We start from the raw sequence: 18,088 nt of genomic DNA, 5'->3' as shown, positions 1-18,088 counted from the left end.
AGCGGAGGCGGTGACTCCTGCGGGAACGCACGCAGCGTAAGACGCAACAAACCGCGCGTTAGCGAGGGTTGCGGCTTACGGTGTGCCCGCGGAAAGCATCCGCCGTAGCGGACATCAACGTCACAAAAAAAAGTGTCAGATTGATTGCAGTCAATCTAACACTTTACTCTTTTGCCCTTTAAACATTATATAATTCATTTAATAGCTCAATTTTTTTGCCAATTGCGTCTTCAAACGTCATGATGTAAGCTGCAGGATCTTTTGGATTATGGAATTGTGTAATCTTCCCTGTCTCAGGATGAACAAATTTTGAAGATGCTCCACAACCAATACCTAAAATCGTCTGCACTTCCTCCATGATCACAATATTATAAATGCTTTCTTCGCCCGCTTTACTGTAGCCTACATTTTCTAAATTACCTAAAATATTTTTTTGACGGTATAGATAGTAAGGAACATAATCATTTTCCTTCGTCCATACTTGCGCCATCTGCATCATTTGTGCGACCGTATCACGATCTGCCACCTTGTATTTATCTTTATTGCGCGTCATTTCGGATGCACGTTTAAAGGATAGTGTGTGGACTGTTAATGACTCTGGTTGCATTTTTGCAGATTCCTCTAATGAATGTTGGAACTCTTCCGTCCCTTCATTTGGCAATCCAATAATTAAATCCATATTAATATTATTCATACCTGATTCGCGTGCTAGCCAAAACTTATCAATCGTTTCTTGCACCGTATGATGGCGTCCAATTGCCTTTAATGTTTCATCTGTATAAGATTGCGGATTGACACTAATACGATCAATGCCCCATTTTTTTAGTACAGCTAATTTCTCTGGTGTAATCGTATCTGGACGACCTGCTTCCACCGTTACCTCACGAATCGTTTCTGGGTTCGGGAAGGCGTCATACATTGTTTGATACAATGCATCCATTTCATGTGCCTCGATCGAAGTAGGTGTACCACCGCCCCAATAAATTGAAGTGATTTTCATATTATTTTCAGTCAGCCACTTACCCATCTCACGTAATTCAATGTGCAGTCCATCTAAAAATGTCTCTACACGACCTTGTTTACGGTTACTACCAATCGCATAAGCAGGGAAAGTACAATATGCACATTTAGTTGGACAGAATGGAATGCCAATATAAACACTAATCTCTTTTCCAATACTATCTAAGTCAGGTATAGTAACTAGCTGACGAGCTACAATCTCCTTCAACAGCGCTACCTTTTCCTCTGACAATCGGAAGTCACGTACGAGCACTTCAGCAATTTCTACATCATCCATACCTGCCTGGCGGAATTTATGATAGAGCTTTGTCGGGCGCACACCTGTTAAAATACCCCATTGCTGATGCATCCCCGTATGCTGCTCTAACACATCTAAAAACACGTGCGATAATGCACGTTTCATGCGAATATTTTGCTCACGACCAACCGCCTCTATCTCATATTCAATATGGTAATCATTCGTATAACGTTTACCTTCTACCTCTAGCACCGCTCTAGTATAGATAGAAAAATTTTCTTCAACTCGGTAGCTGAAAGCAACGGACATATCCGCTTCCTGCGCAGTCGTACTTAACTTCGAATCCTCAAAAAATAAATTCGCAATATGATTTAATACGCGAATCCAATCCTCAGGATATTTTTGATCTATTTGAATAATTTTCATTGTTTTCGCTCTCTTCTTTCAATATTCCAATGTACATTACTAAATTAATGATTGCCTCAATAGTTTAACAAATTTTTATAAGTTTAAGCAAAGCTACTAATTGTAAGATTCCGTTAACAGAATATTTAGACTAATTATAGACAAATTATTTAATTATACTTATAATTTTTAGTAAAGGTGGTGTTGATAGTGGTTGTAATAAAAGAAAACTTTTCTGCTGTTTCTAGCTTTATTCAGAAATTAGAAGTTGCCTTCCATCATTTTGATTTACAACGTTGTGACGAAAAGACATTGTATGTCACTATATTTTTAAAATACCGCGGGCAAAAGGTGCTTTGCGATTTTATTTACATTATTAATCACCAAGAAATGTATGGTGCTATCTCTATTAACGAGCATTATAAACATGCAAGAAACTTTATTCAACAGCATTTCCACCATATCCTTTTATACTCTGATGAATTACGATTAGCACGAAACTTTATGAATACATTTTATTTCAAGCAAAGCTTACAACAGTTTGCCAAAATATATCCTAGATTTCTTGCTAATAAACAGCTTTTGGCATAGGACAAGTGTAAGTTATTTTCTAACAAGAAGGGAGGCGTCTGTAGTATTCGACGCCTCCCCTTTCAATGTTATTCCTTTATTATTTCAATAAGCCCTGTAATATCAATTCCGTTTAATGCTTGTGTTGCCAGTCTATCTGCTTCTGCATTCTCTTTCCTCGAAATAAATTTGTAGTCTGGTCGAAGGTTTAGCTCACTTAATTTCGCGTCAATTTTGTCCGCCCATCCTGCTAAATCCTTCTCCAGTGCAGGCCATTCCCCATTTAGCTGATTAATCACTACTTGTGAATCCCCAATAATGCTTATCGGCAAATGATGAGCATTTAATAATTCAAGCTCCACTAAACCTAAATAAAGGGCTGCATATTCTGCCTCATTGTTCGATTTGAGCTCCGCGGAAAAGGCATTTTTTCTTAGCCTATATGGTTTACCATTTTGCTCATAATAAATGGCACACCCGAGTCCTGATTGAGTAGTTGCACGATCAAACCCTCCATCAAAATAAACAGTAATATTGTGGGGTTCTGTGTCAACTTCTTTTAGATATGCCTTTAACTCCTTTATAGACCAGTTCGTATCTTGTCGATCAATAAATTGTAGCGATTTGACACGTCCTGTACGTTCCATATCTTCCGCCAACAATAATGCTTGAGCTGCTGGCATTTCTTCTGATCTTAAAATTGTCCCTGCACCCTTTGGTGTTTTATAAGTCCATTCAATTACAACATGCATGACATTCCCTCCATAAGTGAAAACGTGTCTCGAATAGCCGAGACACGTTTTCCTTCTTACTTTGTTATATGTGCAAATATTCGTTTATTTATTCCTCACAAAATATTAAACGGTATATGCTGATAAAGATGCTTGCTTACATGCCCTCGTACAACGATTGAATAGGTTTTACTAAAATACGGTTTACTTCTTCGATAACGCCACTTAGCTTCATCTCTGCTTCAAGCATAGCTACAATTTTCTCATTTTGTTGCGCGAGCTGCGCTGTTTTTTGAGCATAGAGTAGCTCATCTTCCTGTAAATCTTCCCCAGCCATTTGTTTTTGCTGTAAATCTATTTGAATCTTACGGAAGTTTTGGAATAGCTTTATTGCATCCTCATCCGCTTTGACTACTGCTACTGCCTCTTCTAATGTTTTAAATTCCGCCGTTTTGCGGAAAGTTGCCTCCAAAGCATTAATTTCATTATAAATATTAACCATTATTTCTTTTTCCCCTTTCTAAATAAAGTAGACGATTAAACCTTGCACAATACCAATTAGTCCACCAAGAACTGCACCAAGAACAGTAATCATTTTAAATTCACGCTTCGAAATACCAAGGACAAGCTCTTCAAGTTTTGATACTGGGAACGAATCAACTTGTTCACGTACTATTTCTTGTAAATTTAAGCGTTTTAACACATCTTCTAATTTGTCTTCTGCTCTATCAAATGCTTTTTCAATCATTTGTGGCACTACTGTTTCCCTCATCCAAGTACTACCGTTAGGCCAGTAATATGAAATAGGATGCTGTAAGCGTTCTGTAACTGCTAATTGATCTTTTACATAGCTTTGTAAATTTGCTAATATCGGTTCAAAGTCAATATCCCCTAAATAATCCATTGCTGGACGATCCTTTAATTTTTCCCACTCCTGTGTGAAAATGTTCGTTAGTAGTGCTGTTGTTCCAGGAGCCTGTATAAACTTCACAAGCTCGCGTTGTACTTTGCCCATAAGTGACGAGGAATCACCTAAAAACATATTAATCATACCGCCAAGTGATCCTTTTGACGATAAAAAGTCATCAATCATCGCCTTTATCGTCATTTCACCAGCTGGCGATAAAAAATAATCTTCACCTTTCTCTAAAATATGTCCGACTGCTACTGGAATTTTAGCATCAATCGTATTTTGAATGTCCTCCGATAACAGTGTACGAATTGATCTCGTGGATAATGTATTCTTTACTGATTCAAATTGTCCGGCTACAATTAGCTCTACCTTTTGTTCGATAGTAGCAGGCATATTGGAGAAACCAGCTAAAGATAACCAATCTTGAATCGTTTTAGCATCCGTAAAGAATGTTTCTTCTACCTTTGTTTGTACAAATTGCTCTACTTTATCTTGAATGTCCTTTGAAAAAAACTTCTTCCTAAAGGTCTCAGGTGTCAGTAGATAATTTACAACTGTTAGGCCAAGCTGTTTCGCTAATTCATCACGTCTTTTTGGAATAAGACCCGGTGTAAATGGCACACGCCAATTTTTAATATAAATCGCTTCATGAGGTCGAAAAAGCATTTTAATTGCTAGATGATTTGTTATACCCCCGATTGCAGCACCGATGATTGCCATAAATAATAATGTCACTATAAAATTGTCCATTAGCATCCTCTCATTTCAATCGTATTCACATTTGGCGTATTTTGTCGCCTATTGGACTCATTATAGCAGAGCAATGAAATCCAACGAAAGAATACCCTCCATTTAATTACGACAAAGCATAATTGTACCTATCTTTAATCAATGACAATTTGTTTAGTTGCAAAATTACCGCTATGCTTGAATAATATTAAATACATATAAATAGAAATGGGGTTAGTATATGATTCAGCATTTTAGCTTTAAACCTTTATTTGAAAATACACAGCTTCCTGGATGGGCCATTTCATTTTTTTATCAGCGTGAACGCTACGCTGCAGAATATTTAAAAGATGGCGTCATCCAATGGATTGGACCTATTCCTCCAGATGAAGAAGATGTTAAAAAAATGATTCACGAACTTATGCTTTTCCATATTTATGACTAAAAATATCGATACTTTTTTGCTTTCACCCACTTAAAAATACCTAATATTTACTAGAAAAATCACTGCTATTATACGAAAATTGCTTGTTTATATTGATATTCCTGTATTTTTCTTATACATTTAATAAATGAATTTATTTCTAAATGTTTTTTATGCAGGAGGCTATTTCAATGAGTAAAGTCGCACTTTCTGATGACTTAAACAACTATAATTCAAAAGCATTAATTCGTGCAAAAGTAAAAGAACTTTTTTCTGAATTTTCGGCAAAAATTTTTGGGTTAGTCGATGAGGCAAGTACTATCGATAGTAAAAAATTTGAAGCACTATCTGGCTTTAGTAGTAATTTTTACAGTGAGTATTGCAACCAATTAAAAGCTATTTTTGAATCCCCAACTGGAATCGGGAAACGTGCCAGTAAACAAATGTACTTAATTTATAATGGCAATCATTATATCCTTACACAACAAGGGTTGACAGAAAAAGCACCTATCACCATCTCAACTTTTACAGACGCAATCCCTTCAAAGGAATCTGTGCATGATGTGGAAAAGGCTTGTCTTAAGTTACGCTTTCAACAATAATTTTTCCGATACATATTGACGCAAAAAAGAGGTTGTCTCCTATAATTGAGACAACCTCTTTTTGTTGCATATTAAAAATAATTCATTTAAAAAAATCCACAAGTAAAGCACTCTTGAGATTTTTGACGTGTCGTTTTATATGAGATGCAAATGCTTCTTTCTCTAAATAAACTATCCTTGCTCCATATAAAGTTAGCATAATGCATATTGATTTTCAATCATTTGTCATCTAGATAATGTCCATTTTTTTAAAAGCAAAGCCTTCTAAAAATAGTATAAAAAAGTCGTTGTCAATATTTGTGTTTTAGTTATAAATAACTTATGATTAAAACATCCAACAATTTTTTAAATCATAGGAGGTGTACACTTTGTTTACTTCCCTCATTCGGGCGGGGACAAAGGAATTATTTGGACGGAGACATATTGGAAATAACCATAAGGTTGGCGGCATTCGCCCTACTAATCATAATGACAGGATTTTTCGTTGCAACTGAATTTGCAATCGTAAAAGTAAGAACTACCCGCATTGATCAATTAGTCGCAGAAGGCCATAAAAAAGCGAAAAATGCAAAACGTGTTGTATCGGATTTAGACGAGTACTTATCCGCTTGTCAGTTAGGTATTACAATTACAGCACTTGGACTAGGGTGGCTAGGTGAACCAACGTTTGAAATCATTTTACATCCAGTGTTCGAGTTTCTAAATCTGAACGGTAGCATAACATCTATCCTTTCATTTATACTTGCATTCTCAATTGTAACGTTTATGCATGTAGTTATCGGGGAATTGGCGCCAAAAACTTTAGCCATCCAAAAAGCAGAATTTGTTACATTAAACTTGTCTGGTCCGTTAATTTTATTCCATAACATTACGTATCCAATCATAAAATTATTAAATGGCTCTGCTCGTGGTTTAACAGGTCTATTTGGTCTTAAAATGATGTCAGAATCAGAAGTTGCGCATACTGAAGAAGAATTGCGTATGATTTTGTCGGATAGTTTAAAAGGTGGAGAAATTAATAACGCAGAATATGAATATGTTAACAGTATCTTCGAGTTCTCAGATCGCCTTGCAAAAGAAATCATGGTGCCACGTACTGAAATCGTCGGAATTGAGAAAGAGCTTACTATTAAAGAAGTTTTTGATTTAATGGGTGTTGAGCAATATACTCGTTATCCAATTATCGACGGTGATAAAGACCATATTATTGGTTTAGTCAATATGAAGCATTTATTAACTGCTTACATTAAAGACCCAGCAAATGGTGATAAATTAGTGATTGACTATATGCAACCGATTATTCGCGTTATGGAAACAACGCAAATTAATGAATTATTACTCAAGATTCAACGTGAACGTATTCATATGGCTATTTTAATGGATGAGTATGGTGGAACATCGGGTCTTGTAACCATTGAAGATATTATCGAGGAAATTGTCGGGGACATTCAAGATGAGTTCGATGAAGATGAAATCCCAGAAGTACAAGAAGTTGCAGAAAATCATTTTATTTTAGATGCAAAAATGCTACTAGAAAACGTCAATGATATGCTAGGTACTGACATAGAAGATGATGATATCGATACGATTGGTGGTTGGTTCATGACGAAGCGTTTCGATGCTGTCGAAGGTGATAGTATTGAAGAGCAAGGTTTTGAATTTACAGCTAAAGAACTAGACGGTCACCACATATTATACTTAGAAGTTCTGAAGTTACCTGAACTTGATTTAGTAAATGACATCGAAGAATCGAAAGACTATAAATAACACAGCTAAGACGGCTCCCTTTCATATAAGGGGGTCGTTTTATAATGCCCGAAAGTTTTGCGAGGAGGAAACAAAATGGAGCTCTATACAAATTTACGTCAAGGGGAAAAAGGCGCTTGGTTATCTATAGCTACCTACTTAATACTGAGCTCAGTAAAGTTAACAATTGGCTATATTGGAACATCTGAAGCTTTAAAAGCAGATGGATTAAATAATACAACTGATATCATTGCATCTATTGCCGTTTTAATCGGCTTACGTATTGCCCAAAGACCGCCAGATTCAAATCACCAATATGGCCATCTACGCGCTGAGACTGTTGCGTCACTTGTTGCATCTTTCATTATGCTTGTTGTCGGCTTACAAGTTTTGATTGCTTCTTTACAAGGACTGTGGGAGCCAACTGGCACAACCCCATCCATGTTAACAGCATTTGTTGCAATTGGGAGTGCCGTAGTAATGTATATTGTTTATCGCTATAATTTAGCTCTATCAAAAAAAATACGAAGTGCTGCTGTAAAAGCTGCCGCTTATGACAATCGTTCAGATGCACTTGTCAGCATTGGTACAGCTATCGGGATATTCGGTGCAATTTTCGGCTTCCCGATTATTGATACATTGACAGCTCTTGTTGTAGCTTTTCTTATACTAAAAACTGCTGTAGAAATATTTTGGGAAGCTGTTCAAAGTCTTACAGATGCCTTTGATATTGATGAAGTCGAGACTTTGTCAGTACTAATTCGCAATGTAAACGGGGTTATTGAGCTTTTAGATTTCAAAGGACGCGCACATGGAAATATGTACTTTATAGATGTAACAGTGACTGTGAATCCTTATTTAAATGTCTTTGAAAGCCACCGTATTACAGAAGAAATTGAACGTACAATTATGCGGGAAAATCGCTTCTGTCATGTGCTCGTGCATATTGAACCACACATCGAAGATTTGCCTCCTACAAACAAAAGCCAGTCTCCTACCACTTGATGGTAAGAGACTGGCTTTTTTGCTTTATGCCGCTTCGCAAGCAAAACAATTCGCATTTAACTATTATCATACTTATTTAACTGCAATATAAATATCGACCTGAGACTCATTAGGTTGGCATCGTTCATCATATATTTCAAAGTCACCAGTATACGTTCGTTCTACATCTGAGTTTGCAAACCAAGCCCATATATCTTGCCAAGCTTTAATGACAATCTCTGGCATTGACCCTTTTTCTGAAGTAAAGACTAAATAATTCGAGGCAGGAATTGTTTTAATGGACATCCCATTTGGCACTTCTTTGTCAGTTGATACTTCCACTCCAAGGGTAATCGAGTAATCTCCATTAACATCTGTTTCATAATCCGAATATAGTCCATACATAACGCCCTCGTTCACTTGATTTATCAATTGACCAGTTACATTTTCCTGAAAGTAACTTGTCCATAATCGGGGTATTTTCGCTGTTGGAGTAATTTCATTCGCATTATTTGTGCGCGCTTCTATTCCTACTATTTGAAAGCTTTGTTTTTCTTTCACAACAGGAGGATTGACTTCGCCTGTTCTCCATCTTTTTAAGCTAGGTAAAAACGAAGCTAACATTTGACGTGCCTCTTCTTCTGCCATGCCCTCTTCCTTTAAATGAGGTACACATATGTTAATCATTTCATTGACAGTTATATTTGGCTGTTTGAACTCTCCTAATTCGTAGCAATATGTGCAATAGTCCTGACACACCTGCCCATCTTTTTCAGTTCCTAATAGTTTTGCATCCTCTAATGGCATTCCACAGCTTTGGCAATAAGTTTGCATAATTTATATCCACCCTTCGTTCATTTGTTTTCACTATAACAAAGCAAACTTGACAACTGTATGTCATCAATTGAGCGTAATAAATCACCCTTTGTTTTCTGCATACAATGCTACAATTTCTTGTGCCCGTCTTTTCATAATATCAACTAAATAAGGAGGATTAATAATCTTTATTCGATTCCCAAAGCTCAGTAAAAATCCATATAGCCATTCATCTTCGGGCAATGAAACTTGTACGATCGATTTTTCATTATCTATATGTTCTGCTCCAAATGTTTCTTCCACTAATGTTCGAATAGTTTCATCAAACGACAGTGTAATTTCCACTAAGTTTTTCGGTTGCTGCCAAGCTTTATCCCAAGGCAGTTCTGCTAAATGAACGCTCTTCCGTTCAAAACATATTAACTCTTCTTTAATTTCCTTCATTCTAGAGATTTTAAATAACCGAAAACCATCTCTTAATGTGCAATAACCATATATATACCATACTTTCCCCTTCTGTACTAAAGTATGCGGCTCTATCAAGCGCTTTGTAAGCGTCCCATGCGCGGTTGAATACAAGAAGCTTACACAATGCTCGTCTTCGATTGCCCTTTTTAATAGGGTTATTTGTTCTTTTAATATAACATTCTGTCCCCAAGGGCTTAGGTCAACAAATAAATGATCAATCGATTTTTTCACTTTTTCATCTGCTATCCCTGTTAGTTTTTCTAAAACAGCTGTGGCGTGAGCATCCTCATATGATGTTAAGGCACTTTTAAGAGCAATTGACAGTGAGGTTAGTTCCTCCTTCGTTAAAATTTGCTTATCCATTCTATAACCATCAATTAAACTAATCCCTCCGTTTACCCCTTGCTGACTCACAACTGGTACCCCTGCACAGCTAAGGGTTTCAACATCGCGATAAATTGTACGAACTGATACGTCAAATAACTCTGCCAATTCTTGAGCCTTTACTTTTTTACGATTAATTAAAATCATTGTCATCGTTAGTAAACGATCTAATTTCATTTGTCTAATCCCTCAACTTTGTACATATTTTTAAAACACACACTACTTTTCCACAACAAAGTAATTTTCAATTACTTATATCCTATTATTTTTAAGTATTTTTTAAGTACCTTTTGAGTTTTCTTTAAGTCAAATGTACTATAATAACGGCTATTACATAATACATTCATTAGAATGTTTTACAAAATAAGAAAATAAGAAACTTTAAATCCCTTCAGTCAATTTTCTAGCTTAACTATCGATACTTTCTTTTTTCAAAATAGTTTAATAATAAACGCTTATACAATTATTTCAATTCTCTTAACACTACATAAAAAACTTTTATCCTCTATATAATGGGGAGACCTTTTCAAAAACAATGTACTAGAGTTTAATGGTTTTCAATTTAATTGTATAAAGGAGATTTTGATGTGATTCGAGCCGTTTTAATAGACAATGAACCTCTAGCTTTACACTATTTTCAAAATAAGCTACAAAACTTTCAACAAATAGAGGTTACCCAAACCTTCACTAGTGTAAAACTATTCTTAAATAGCCTTCCATCACTGGAATTTGAAGTAATATTTTTAGAAATAAAGCTTGATGAACTGAATGGACTTGAAGTAGCTGATATTATAAAAAGCAATCGCCCACATGTAATTGTTATATTTATAACTTCGTATTCAGAATTTGCAATCCAAGCATATGAAATTGGAGGACTTGATTATTTACTTAAACCGATTAGCCAAGCACGCTTAGAAAAAACAGTATCACGTATTGAACATGAATTTTCTATGCAACAGTTGGTACAACAAACGTCTAATACGATTTTAAACGTCCAATGCTTTAATCAATTTGCTACCTATAGCAACAATAGTCTCGTTTCCTTCAAAACTGAGAAAACAAAAGAATTATTTGCTTATTTTATATTGCACCCTAACATGCCTATTCATCGGGATGTTTTAATCGAAATTCTTTGGCCTAATTTAGATTATGTTCGTGCTAAATCTAATCTTCATACAGCACTATCTTATTTAAGAAAAACATTAAACAATATGGGCTACGCCAACTGTATAATATTTTCTAACAAATATTATATTTTTGAAAAACCTAATATTTTGTGTGATTTGTACGAATTCCAAGATTGTTTTAGTGACTTTAAGAAGTCTGATTTTCCTCCGATTTCATTAATCAATCAATGTCTTGCTATTTATAAGGACGGCTTACTCATATTTGATGATTATGAATGGGCTACCTCAGATAGAGATAAGCTTACTAAATCATACATAGAGTTATTAGAGAAAGGGTTTCAAACAAGCATTGGAACCGAAACGGAAAAAGCTATTGACTATCTCAATCGTTTATTAGAGTTTGATCCTTATAATGAACATAAGCTTGAACAATATTTACAACTGTTAATCGAGGCAGGGTTGCATACACAGGCATACATTATTTTTTTAACTTATGAGCAAAAACTAAAAGAAGACTTAGCACTCACTCCAAGTTCTACTTTACTAGAAATGTCTAATAAATTATTTAGTCATAATCAATAATTTATATGGAAAGAGAAGCAGGACATACTTTTTTAATTTGAAATAGTAGCAAACATTCGTGTTTTTAGCTATTTACTATGGAGAATAACTTTAGCTATTCTTTCCTTTAGCAATAGATAATTTTTTGCATATAGTAATAGTTGATGGTAGCGGAGGCGGTGACTCCTGCGGGAACAGCACGCAGCGTAAGACGCAACAGACCGCGCGTTAGCGAGGGTTGCGGCTTACGGTGTGCCCGCGGAAAGCATCCGCCGTAGTGGACATCAACAACATAGTAAAAAAAGTGTTAGATTGATTGCAGTCAATCTAACACTTTTTCTCTTTTGTCCAGACCATGTTTATTTATTGCCTACTGGCCGCTGCCTTCTGTCAATCCATGCTTTACTGCATAGAGTGCAGCTTGTGTCCGATCTTGTACTTGTAGCTTCGTAAATATATTGGAAATATGTGTTTTTACTGTTTTTTCAGTAACAAATAATGATGATGCAATTTCTCGGTTACTTTTTCCCTTTGTAAGCTCTGCAAGTACGTCTTGCTCACGTGGAGTTAGCGGATTTAACACATGTAGTGCATTTTCTGATTCTTGACGATCCATCTCAAGTGTTGACGTCGCTTCTGGGTGTAATGTATGTTCACCCTGCATAATGCGGCGAATCGATGATACTAGCTCATCTGGTTCAATATCCTTTAGCTGATATCCCGCTGCTCCAGCTTCCATCGCTGGCACAACATGATCTCGATCAGAGAAGCTCGTTAACATTAAAATTTCGATGTGCGGAAACTTAGACTTTATGCGCTTCGTTGCTTGAATACCATCCATTTCAGGCATGACTAAATCCATTAATATAATATCTGGCTGTATGCTTTCAGCTAGCGCGACTGCTTCCACACCATTTTTCGCTTCCCCCACAACCTCAATATCTTTCTGTGTCTTTAAAAAAAATAATAATCCTCGTCGGACTACATGATGATCATCTGCAATTAGTACACGAATCATTTTTACTCCCCCCTCAATATGGCAGGCGGATTAGCAGCTCCGTTCCCTTGCCAATTTCGCTTACCCAGTCAGCTGTACCCCCCACCGATTTAGCTCGGTCTTTTATCGATTGTAAGCCTATCGATAGGAGCTTTGTATTCTGATCAATTACGAAGCCTCGTCCCTCATCACGAATGACTAATAATATATCAGTAGCTGTTACCGTAATATAAAGTGCCGCTTCAAGTACACCAGCATGGCGACGCACATTATTAAGCGCCTCCTGTGCTACACGAAACAGTGTTTCTTCTATACGAGATGGAAATTGTAAAACACCAGATACAGTTACATGAAGCTTTAATCCAAGCATTTCAGCATACACTTTTATCGCTTCTAACAGTCCATTCTCTAAACCTTTTGGTCGTAGTTGCCAAATGAGTGCACGCATTTCTGTTAAAGCATCTTGCGTTAAATGCTGTATCTCCTTAAATGTTTCCTTTACCTCAGTGTCGTTACTCATCTCAATGCCAGCCCTCGCCGTTAATGTTACGGAGAAAAGAAGCTGATTTACAGAATCATGTAAGTCCCGCGCCAGACGATTGCGCTCCTTCACTAGTGCCATTTCCTGCTCCTGCTTTGTCAATAATATACGCTTAATGGCAGAGCCCATTTGAAAGGCAACCGATTCCAGTAATGCTAGCTCTTCCTCTGAAAAACGCACCGTATTCTTCGATGCTACATTCAAAACACCAAATCGTTCCTGACCTGATTGCAGAGGGACCGTTGCATGATGTGTAATTCCTTCGTGATCGCCAACATTTGCAGCAATTGCACTTTCGATCCTTTGACATTCAATAATATTAGAAGCTTTTTTTAATTCTTCATTGCGATAACGGGATACACACCAGCAGCCTCCCTTTTTTAAATAGTGGCAATTTTTATGTTCGAGTGCCTCTGGTAAATTTTCATGGACAACAAGCTCTGATCGTCCTTTTTCATCAATAAAAAATATCCAGCCCGTTTCAAAATTTGTACCATTTAAAAACTTCACAAGCGCGCCTTTTAAGGTAGTGATTATTTCTGTTTCTTCATTCAGTAACTCAGCAATTTCTTTTAAGATACTAATATTGGAGTGCTCGTTCTCTCTCACAAAAACACCTCTTTTTATTGGCATTACTTAGTTTAATGATAACATTTCCAAGTCAAAGGTGTCTGCCTGAGCCGTTCATACTTTAGACTGAATTTCCATTGTTTTTTATAAGTAATTGTTTGAACGTACTGACTAGGGAGCAATAGAGAAACTCAATAATTGAAACATTTTACTTCTAAATTCAAAACACATATAATCGTAACAAGTACATCGTTAATATAAAGGGAGTTTTTATATGTCAAAAAAAGAGGAAAATACCTTATTGTTTATTTGGATTGTCTCTGTCGTTGCAACACTAGGCTCACTATACTTTTCTGAGATTCGTCACTACGAGCCTTGTAAAATGTGTTGGATTCAACGTATTTTTATGTATCCAATAGCAATAATGACCACTATTGCCCTTATTCAAAAAAATCCACGTATAGTTGTAACAACGGCAGTATTCGCCGTTATAGGTGGCTCTGTATCACTTTATCATTATGGAATTCAGAAACTAAGCTTCTTAGCTGCTTCTGCTCCTTCTTGTGGTGCCGTATCTTGCACCGGTCAATACATAAACTGGCTTGGTTTCATTACAATCCCGTTTTTAGCATTAACAGCGTTTATTTTAATTGCAGGCGCAAGCTTCTATTTAATCAAATCGTTAAAAACTGCAAAATAAAATAATGTAACAAGAACGATAAGTACGTTTTTTGGTTTACAACATAATGTCCGACAAAAAATTCGCGATATGCCTGTGAGATAGCGATTCAAGCCAGCCAGATTATCCAGTGGCTTTAACATCTGGTATCTTGTGAATCGTCCTTCTGCAGAAAGGGAGCGGATTTTTTTGTACTAAATCTTTAAAAAAAGATGCTAAAAAAATGAGCAAGGGTGCTTTGATAGCCCTCATTCCACGGAGGAAAATAGATGTTTCAATATGAAATAAAAGACAATAATACAACGGTCGAGGAGCTACTACGTAATCATTGGCGACTAGGGAAAAAGTTAGTTCACGAATTACGTATGGAAAAGGCAGTCACTTCACTTGATGGAGAGCCACTACTGTGGAAGGAGCCACTTCCAGCAGGAACAATCATTAAATTTTCATTTCCTATCCCTGCATCTAGCTATAAACCGACACCTGTTTGTGCGATTGATGTTGTGTATGAGGATGATCACTGTTTAATTGTTTCTAAACCAAAGGGCATGTCTACTCATCCTAATGATGACCGCGATACTCACACTTGTATGAATCATGTAATGGCACATATGAAAGAGCAAGGTCGAGACTATGCAGAGCATGTTCATCGCCTTGATAAAGGGACAGAAGGTTTACTTTTAGTTGCAAAGCATCCACTGGCTAAATCAATTTTTGATCGTATGATTGAAGAAAAAACAATTATTCGTACGTACGCTGCAGAGGTGCAAGGAAATCTCCGTACTACATCGGGGACTATCGCTGAATCTATTGGCAAAGACCGCCATCACCCAACACGACGCGTCGTATCAAACACAGGTCAACATGCTGTAACACACTATGAAGTTGTTGCACGCTATAAACATTCTTGTGTTGTCCACCTTGTTTTAGAAACAGGCCGTACACACCAAATTCGTGTACACATGGCACATATCGGGCATCCTATTATCGGAGATACGATGTATGGCGCGCGCGAAACAGCTAGCGATGATTATGAACTACATGCCATTCAATTAGAATTCGAACACCCATTTTTAAATAAATTAATTATAGTAAAAGATAAATAATAGGCACAAAGCATTAGTACAGACCAAAGTCATGGTTTGTACTTTTTTTTATGGAAAATATCACTTTTTGATATATTTATTGATTATGAGCCGTTTTAATAGAATCCGTTTTTTGGCTTTTCAACTATTTAAAGTATAAATTTACGAATTCGTATTTTCTTCATCTATTTTTTACAATAATTTTAATATTGATTTTCCAATATTGGTAATGACGATAGATTTCTTTCATGTTAGAATAGAGTAAATTGTCAGTCATCTGACATATAAATGAGGGAGGAAATCATTATTATGAGATGGGTTAAAAGTATTGCGGCAACAACTCTAGTTGCAAGTTTACTAGCTACACCTGGATTTGCTGCACATGCGGCAGAATCAGCACCAACAACTACTAAAGAGGGCTTTAATTTAACAATTTTGCACTCTAATGACACACATGCACACGTAGAGGCAGCACCACAACGAGCTACAAAAATTAAAGAACTACGTGCTGCTAATGCAAACTCATTACTATTAGATGCAGGGGACGTATTCTCTGGTACTCTATACTTCAATCAATTCACTGGAGAGGTTGATATGAAGTTAATGAACTTAATGGGCTATGATGCTATGACATTTGGTAACCATGAGTTCGATTTAGGGTCAAGCCCAGAAGGACATGCTGCTCTTGCAAATTTTGTTAAAGGTGCAGAATTCCCATTACTAGGCGGGAACCTAGATTTCTCAAAGGATTCATTATTTGATGGCTTACAATTCAAAACAGTAGCAGAAGATTTCCAAAACGGCAAAATCTATAACGGTATTATTAAAGATATAGATGGAGAAAAAGTTGGTATTTTCGGCTTAACAACTGAAGAAACACCTTCAATTTCAAGTGTTGCAAACGTACAATTTGCTAACTACATCGACTCTGCGAAAAAAGCAGTAGCAGATTTTGAAAAACAAGGCGTAAATAAAATTATTGCACTTACACACATTGGCTTTGATGACTCTAAAGACTTCGATAATGACCAATTACTTGCAGCAGCAGTAGAAGGTATCGATGTAATCGTTGGTGGCCATACACATACGAAATTAGATAAAGCTGTGAAAGCAGAAACATCATTCAAAAACCCAACAATTATCGTACAAACTGGTCAATACAGCGAAAACTTAGGTGAGCTTGATCTAACTTTCGACGATAACGGTGCTGTTGTTGAATACTTCGGCCAATTACATGCTTTAAATGATAAAGAAAATCCTGTAGCAGCAGACGCTGAAGCAGCTAAATTATTAGCACCATATAGTGCAAAAATCGAAGCAGTTAAACAACAATCAACAGGCAATACAGCTGTGTCAGTTCTTGATGGTAAACGTGGACTTTGGGGTGTTCGTGCTGGTGAAACGAATCTAGGTAACGTTATTACAGACGGTATGCTTGCTGGTGCTAAAAAAATCGATCCAGAAGTACAATTTGCTTTCCAAAACGGTGGCGGTATCCGCGCTAGCATTGACGCAGGAGATATCACTGTTGGTGAAGTAATGACAGTAATGCCTTTCGGTAATGCACTTGGTATCGTAAAATTAACTGGTGCTGAACTATATGAAATTGCTGAACATAGTGTTAAAGAATTCCCGAAAGAATCAGGTGGCTTCTTACATTTCTCTGGTCTACAAGTAGAATTTGATGGTAAAGCACCAGCTGGTAAACGCGTTAAATCTATTAAATTAAATGGTAAAGAGCTTGATAAAGCAGCTTACTATAAAGGTGCAACAAACACATTCACTGCTAAAGGTGGCGACGGCTATGAAACACTAGCAAAAGCTTACGCAGATGGTCGTGTAAGTGAACCTGGTACAGTTGACTTTGAAATGTTCATCGATCATTTAAACACACTTAAAAAAGTAGACGCTAAAGTGGAAGGTCGCATTATCGCTACAATTCCATTTACTGATATTGCAAAAGGCTCTGAAACTGAAGGTTACGTGCGTGATCTTTACTACCGTGATTTAACTCAAGGTACATCTGCAACAACATATTCACCAAATGCTAACTTAACTCGTGCACAAGCTGCATCATTTATTGCTCGTGTATTAAAACTTGAAGCTAAAGGTGAAGCAACATTCTCAGATATTACTAGTTTAGAAGCAGCGACACAAAAAGAGATTACTGCACTTGCAGAAGCAGGAATTGTACAAGGTCAAAATGGCAAATTCAATCCTACAGCAAAAGTAACTCGTTCTCAGCTTGCTTTAATGTTTGCACGTGCTTATAACTTACAGCATGATGCAAAAACTGGATTAACTGCTGATTTCAGCGATATTTCTAAATACAATGAAGAAACACAAAACGCTATCGCACTTATGCAAGATTTAAAAATTGCTAGCGGTTCAAATGGCAAATTCATGCCTAATAACAATGCTACACGTGCACATATGGCAAAAATGCTTTCAAACTACATTCCTTATGTAAAAGAATCTAAATAATACTACACAAAATC

Annotated in this window: 17 protein-coding genes; 9 read left to right on the top strand and 8 right to left on the bottom strand. The window is 36.6% G+C overall.

All coding sequences use genetic code 11. The features are described 5' to 3' along the window. Positions 1–178: 178 nt before the first annotated feature. Entirely contained in the window at positions 179–1,684 is a 1,506-nt protein-coding gene (locus tag ACIQXW_RS16955; protein WP_340822419.1) for a coproporphyrinogen III oxidase, read from the bottom strand. Positions 1,685–1,873: 189 nt separating this feature from the next. On the opposite strand from ACIQXW_RS16955, the gene ACIQXW_RS16950 reads away from it, so the two are divergent. After that, positions 1,874–2,254 carry a hypothetical protein gene (locus ACIQXW_RS16950; protein ID WP_402764060.1) on the top strand — a complete coding sequence of 127 codons (381 nt, stop codon included), beginning with the start codon at positions 1,874–1,876 and terminating at the stop codon, positions 2,252–2,254. A 68-nt stretch (positions 2,255–2,322) separates the two neighbouring features. Here ACIQXW_RS16950 and ACIQXW_RS16945 read toward each other — a convergent pair whose 3' ends face one another. The 3 genes from ACIQXW_RS16945 to ACIQXW_RS16935 form a co-directional block, all read right to left on the bottom strand. Beyond that, positions 2,323–2,985, bottom strand: a complete 663-nt coding sequence (locus ACIQXW_RS16945; RefSeq protein ID WP_402764057.1) for a ribonuclease H family protein — start codon at positions 2,983–2,985, stop codon at positions 2,323–2,325. A gap of 136 nt (positions 2,986–3,121) precedes the next feature. Next, positions 3,122–3,466 carry a YlbF family regulator gene (locus tag ACIQXW_RS16940; protein WP_340822416.1) on the bottom strand — a complete coding sequence of 115 codons (345 nt, stop codon included), beginning with the start codon at positions 3,464–3,466 and terminating at the stop codon, positions 3,122–3,124. 18 nt (positions 3,467–3,484) lie between these two features. Then, on the bottom strand, positions 3,485–4,627 hold the full coding sequence (locus ACIQXW_RS16935; RefSeq protein ID WP_340822415.1) for a DUF445 domain-containing protein: 1,143 nt from the start codon (positions 4,625–4,627) through the stop codon (positions 3,485–3,487). A 220-nt stretch (positions 4,628–4,847) separates the two neighbouring features. On the opposite strand from ACIQXW_RS16935, the gene ACIQXW_RS16930 reads away from it, so the two are divergent. From ACIQXW_RS16930 to ACIQXW_RS16915, 4 genes are all read left to right on the top strand, one after another. Then, entirely contained in the window at positions 4,848–5,051 is a 204-nt protein-coding gene (locus tag ACIQXW_RS16930; protein ID WP_340822414.1) for a YheE family protein, read from the top strand. Positions 5,052–5,221: 170 nt separating this feature from the next. Beyond that, entirely contained in the window at positions 5,222–5,632 is a 411-nt protein-coding gene (locus tag ACIQXW_RS16925; RefSeq protein WP_340822413.1) for a hypothetical protein, read from the top strand. 423 nt (positions 5,633–6,055) lie between these two features. Next, positions 6,056–7,399 carry a hemolysin family protein gene (locus ACIQXW_RS16920; protein ID WP_255639588.1) on the top strand — a complete coding sequence of 448 codons (1,344 nt, stop codon included), beginning with the start codon at positions 6,056–6,058 and terminating at the stop codon, positions 7,397–7,399. 75 nt (positions 7,400–7,474) lie between these two features. Then, the gene (locus tag ACIQXW_RS16915; RefSeq protein ID WP_340822412.1) at positions 7,475–8,383 is read left to right on the top strand and encodes a cation diffusion facilitator family transporter; all 909 of its coding nucleotides are present in this window, start codon (positions 7,475–7,477) and stop codon (positions 8,381–8,383) included. Between the two features lie 72 nt (positions 8,384–8,455). Here ACIQXW_RS16915 and ACIQXW_RS16910 read toward each other — a convergent pair whose 3' ends face one another. Together ACIQXW_RS16910 and ACIQXW_RS16905 are read right to left on the bottom strand one after the other, a co-directional pair. Further along, a complete protein-coding gene (locus ACIQXW_RS16910) occupies positions 8,456–9,196 on the bottom strand; it encodes an effector binding domain-containing protein (RefSeq protein WP_402764051.1) in 741 nt (246 codons plus the stop codon). Positions 9,197–9,280: 84 nt separating this feature from the next. Beyond that, on the bottom strand, positions 9,281–10,207 hold the full coding sequence (locus ACIQXW_RS16905) for a helix-turn-helix transcriptional regulator (protein WP_402764048.1): 927 nt from the start codon (positions 10,205–10,207) through the stop codon (positions 9,281–9,283). Positions 10,208–10,617: 410 nt separating this feature from the next. Between ACIQXW_RS16905 and ACIQXW_RS16900 the strand changes: the two genes are divergently transcribed. Next, entirely contained in the window at positions 10,618–11,739 is a 1,122-nt protein-coding gene (locus tag ACIQXW_RS16900) for a response regulator (protein ID WP_340822408.1), read from the top strand. Positions 11,740–12,088: 349 nt separating this feature from the next. Here the strand turns inward: ACIQXW_RS16900 and ACIQXW_RS16895 are convergent, their stop codons facing one another. Both ACIQXW_RS16895 and ACIQXW_RS16890 read right to left on the bottom strand, forming a co-directional pair. Beyond that, positions 12,089–12,736, bottom strand: coding sequence for a response regulator (locus ACIQXW_RS16895; protein WP_340822407.1), 648 nt, complete (start codon positions 12,734–12,736; stop codon positions 12,089–12,091). Between the two features lie 13 nt (positions 12,737–12,749). Beyond that, entirely contained in the window at positions 12,750–13,865 is a 1,116-nt protein-coding gene (locus ACIQXW_RS16890) for a GAF domain-containing sensor histidine kinase (RefSeq protein WP_402764045.1), read from the bottom strand. A 235-nt stretch (positions 13,866–14,100) separates the two neighbouring features. Between ACIQXW_RS16890 and ACIQXW_RS16885 the strand changes: the two genes are divergently transcribed. The 3 genes from ACIQXW_RS16885 (at position 14,101) to ACIQXW_RS16875 (ending at position 18,074) form a co-directional block, all read left to right on the top strand. Continuing rightward, on the top strand, positions 14,101–14,526 hold the full coding sequence (locus tag ACIQXW_RS16885) for a disulfide oxidoreductase (protein ID WP_340822405.1): 426 nt from the start codon (positions 14,101–14,103) through the stop codon (positions 14,524–14,526). A 248-nt stretch (positions 14,527–14,774) separates the two neighbouring features. Next, complete coding sequence (locus ACIQXW_RS16880) at positions 14,775–15,611, top strand: RluA family pseudouridine synthase (protein ID WP_401020140.1); 837 nt, start codon at positions 14,775–14,777, stop codon at positions 15,609–15,611. Between the two features lie 288 nt (positions 15,612–15,899). Continuing rightward, positions 15,900–18,074: a 5'-nucleotidase C-terminal domain-containing protein gene (locus tag ACIQXW_RS16875; RefSeq protein WP_340822402.1), complete on the top strand. Its 2,175-nt coding sequence runs from the start codon at positions 15,900–15,902 to the stop codon at positions 18,072–18,074. Positions 18,075–18,088: the final 14 nt, after the last annotated feature.

The sequence above is a fragment of the Lysinibacillus sp. NPDC097162 genome, from assembly GCF_044762185.1.
In the GTDB taxonomy this organism is placed as follows: Bacteria; Bacillota; Bacilli; order Bacillales_A; family Planococcaceae; genus Lysinibacillus.
Note: the sequence above shows the minus strand (reverse complement) of the source record. Positions and strands in the feature narration are given on the sequence as shown.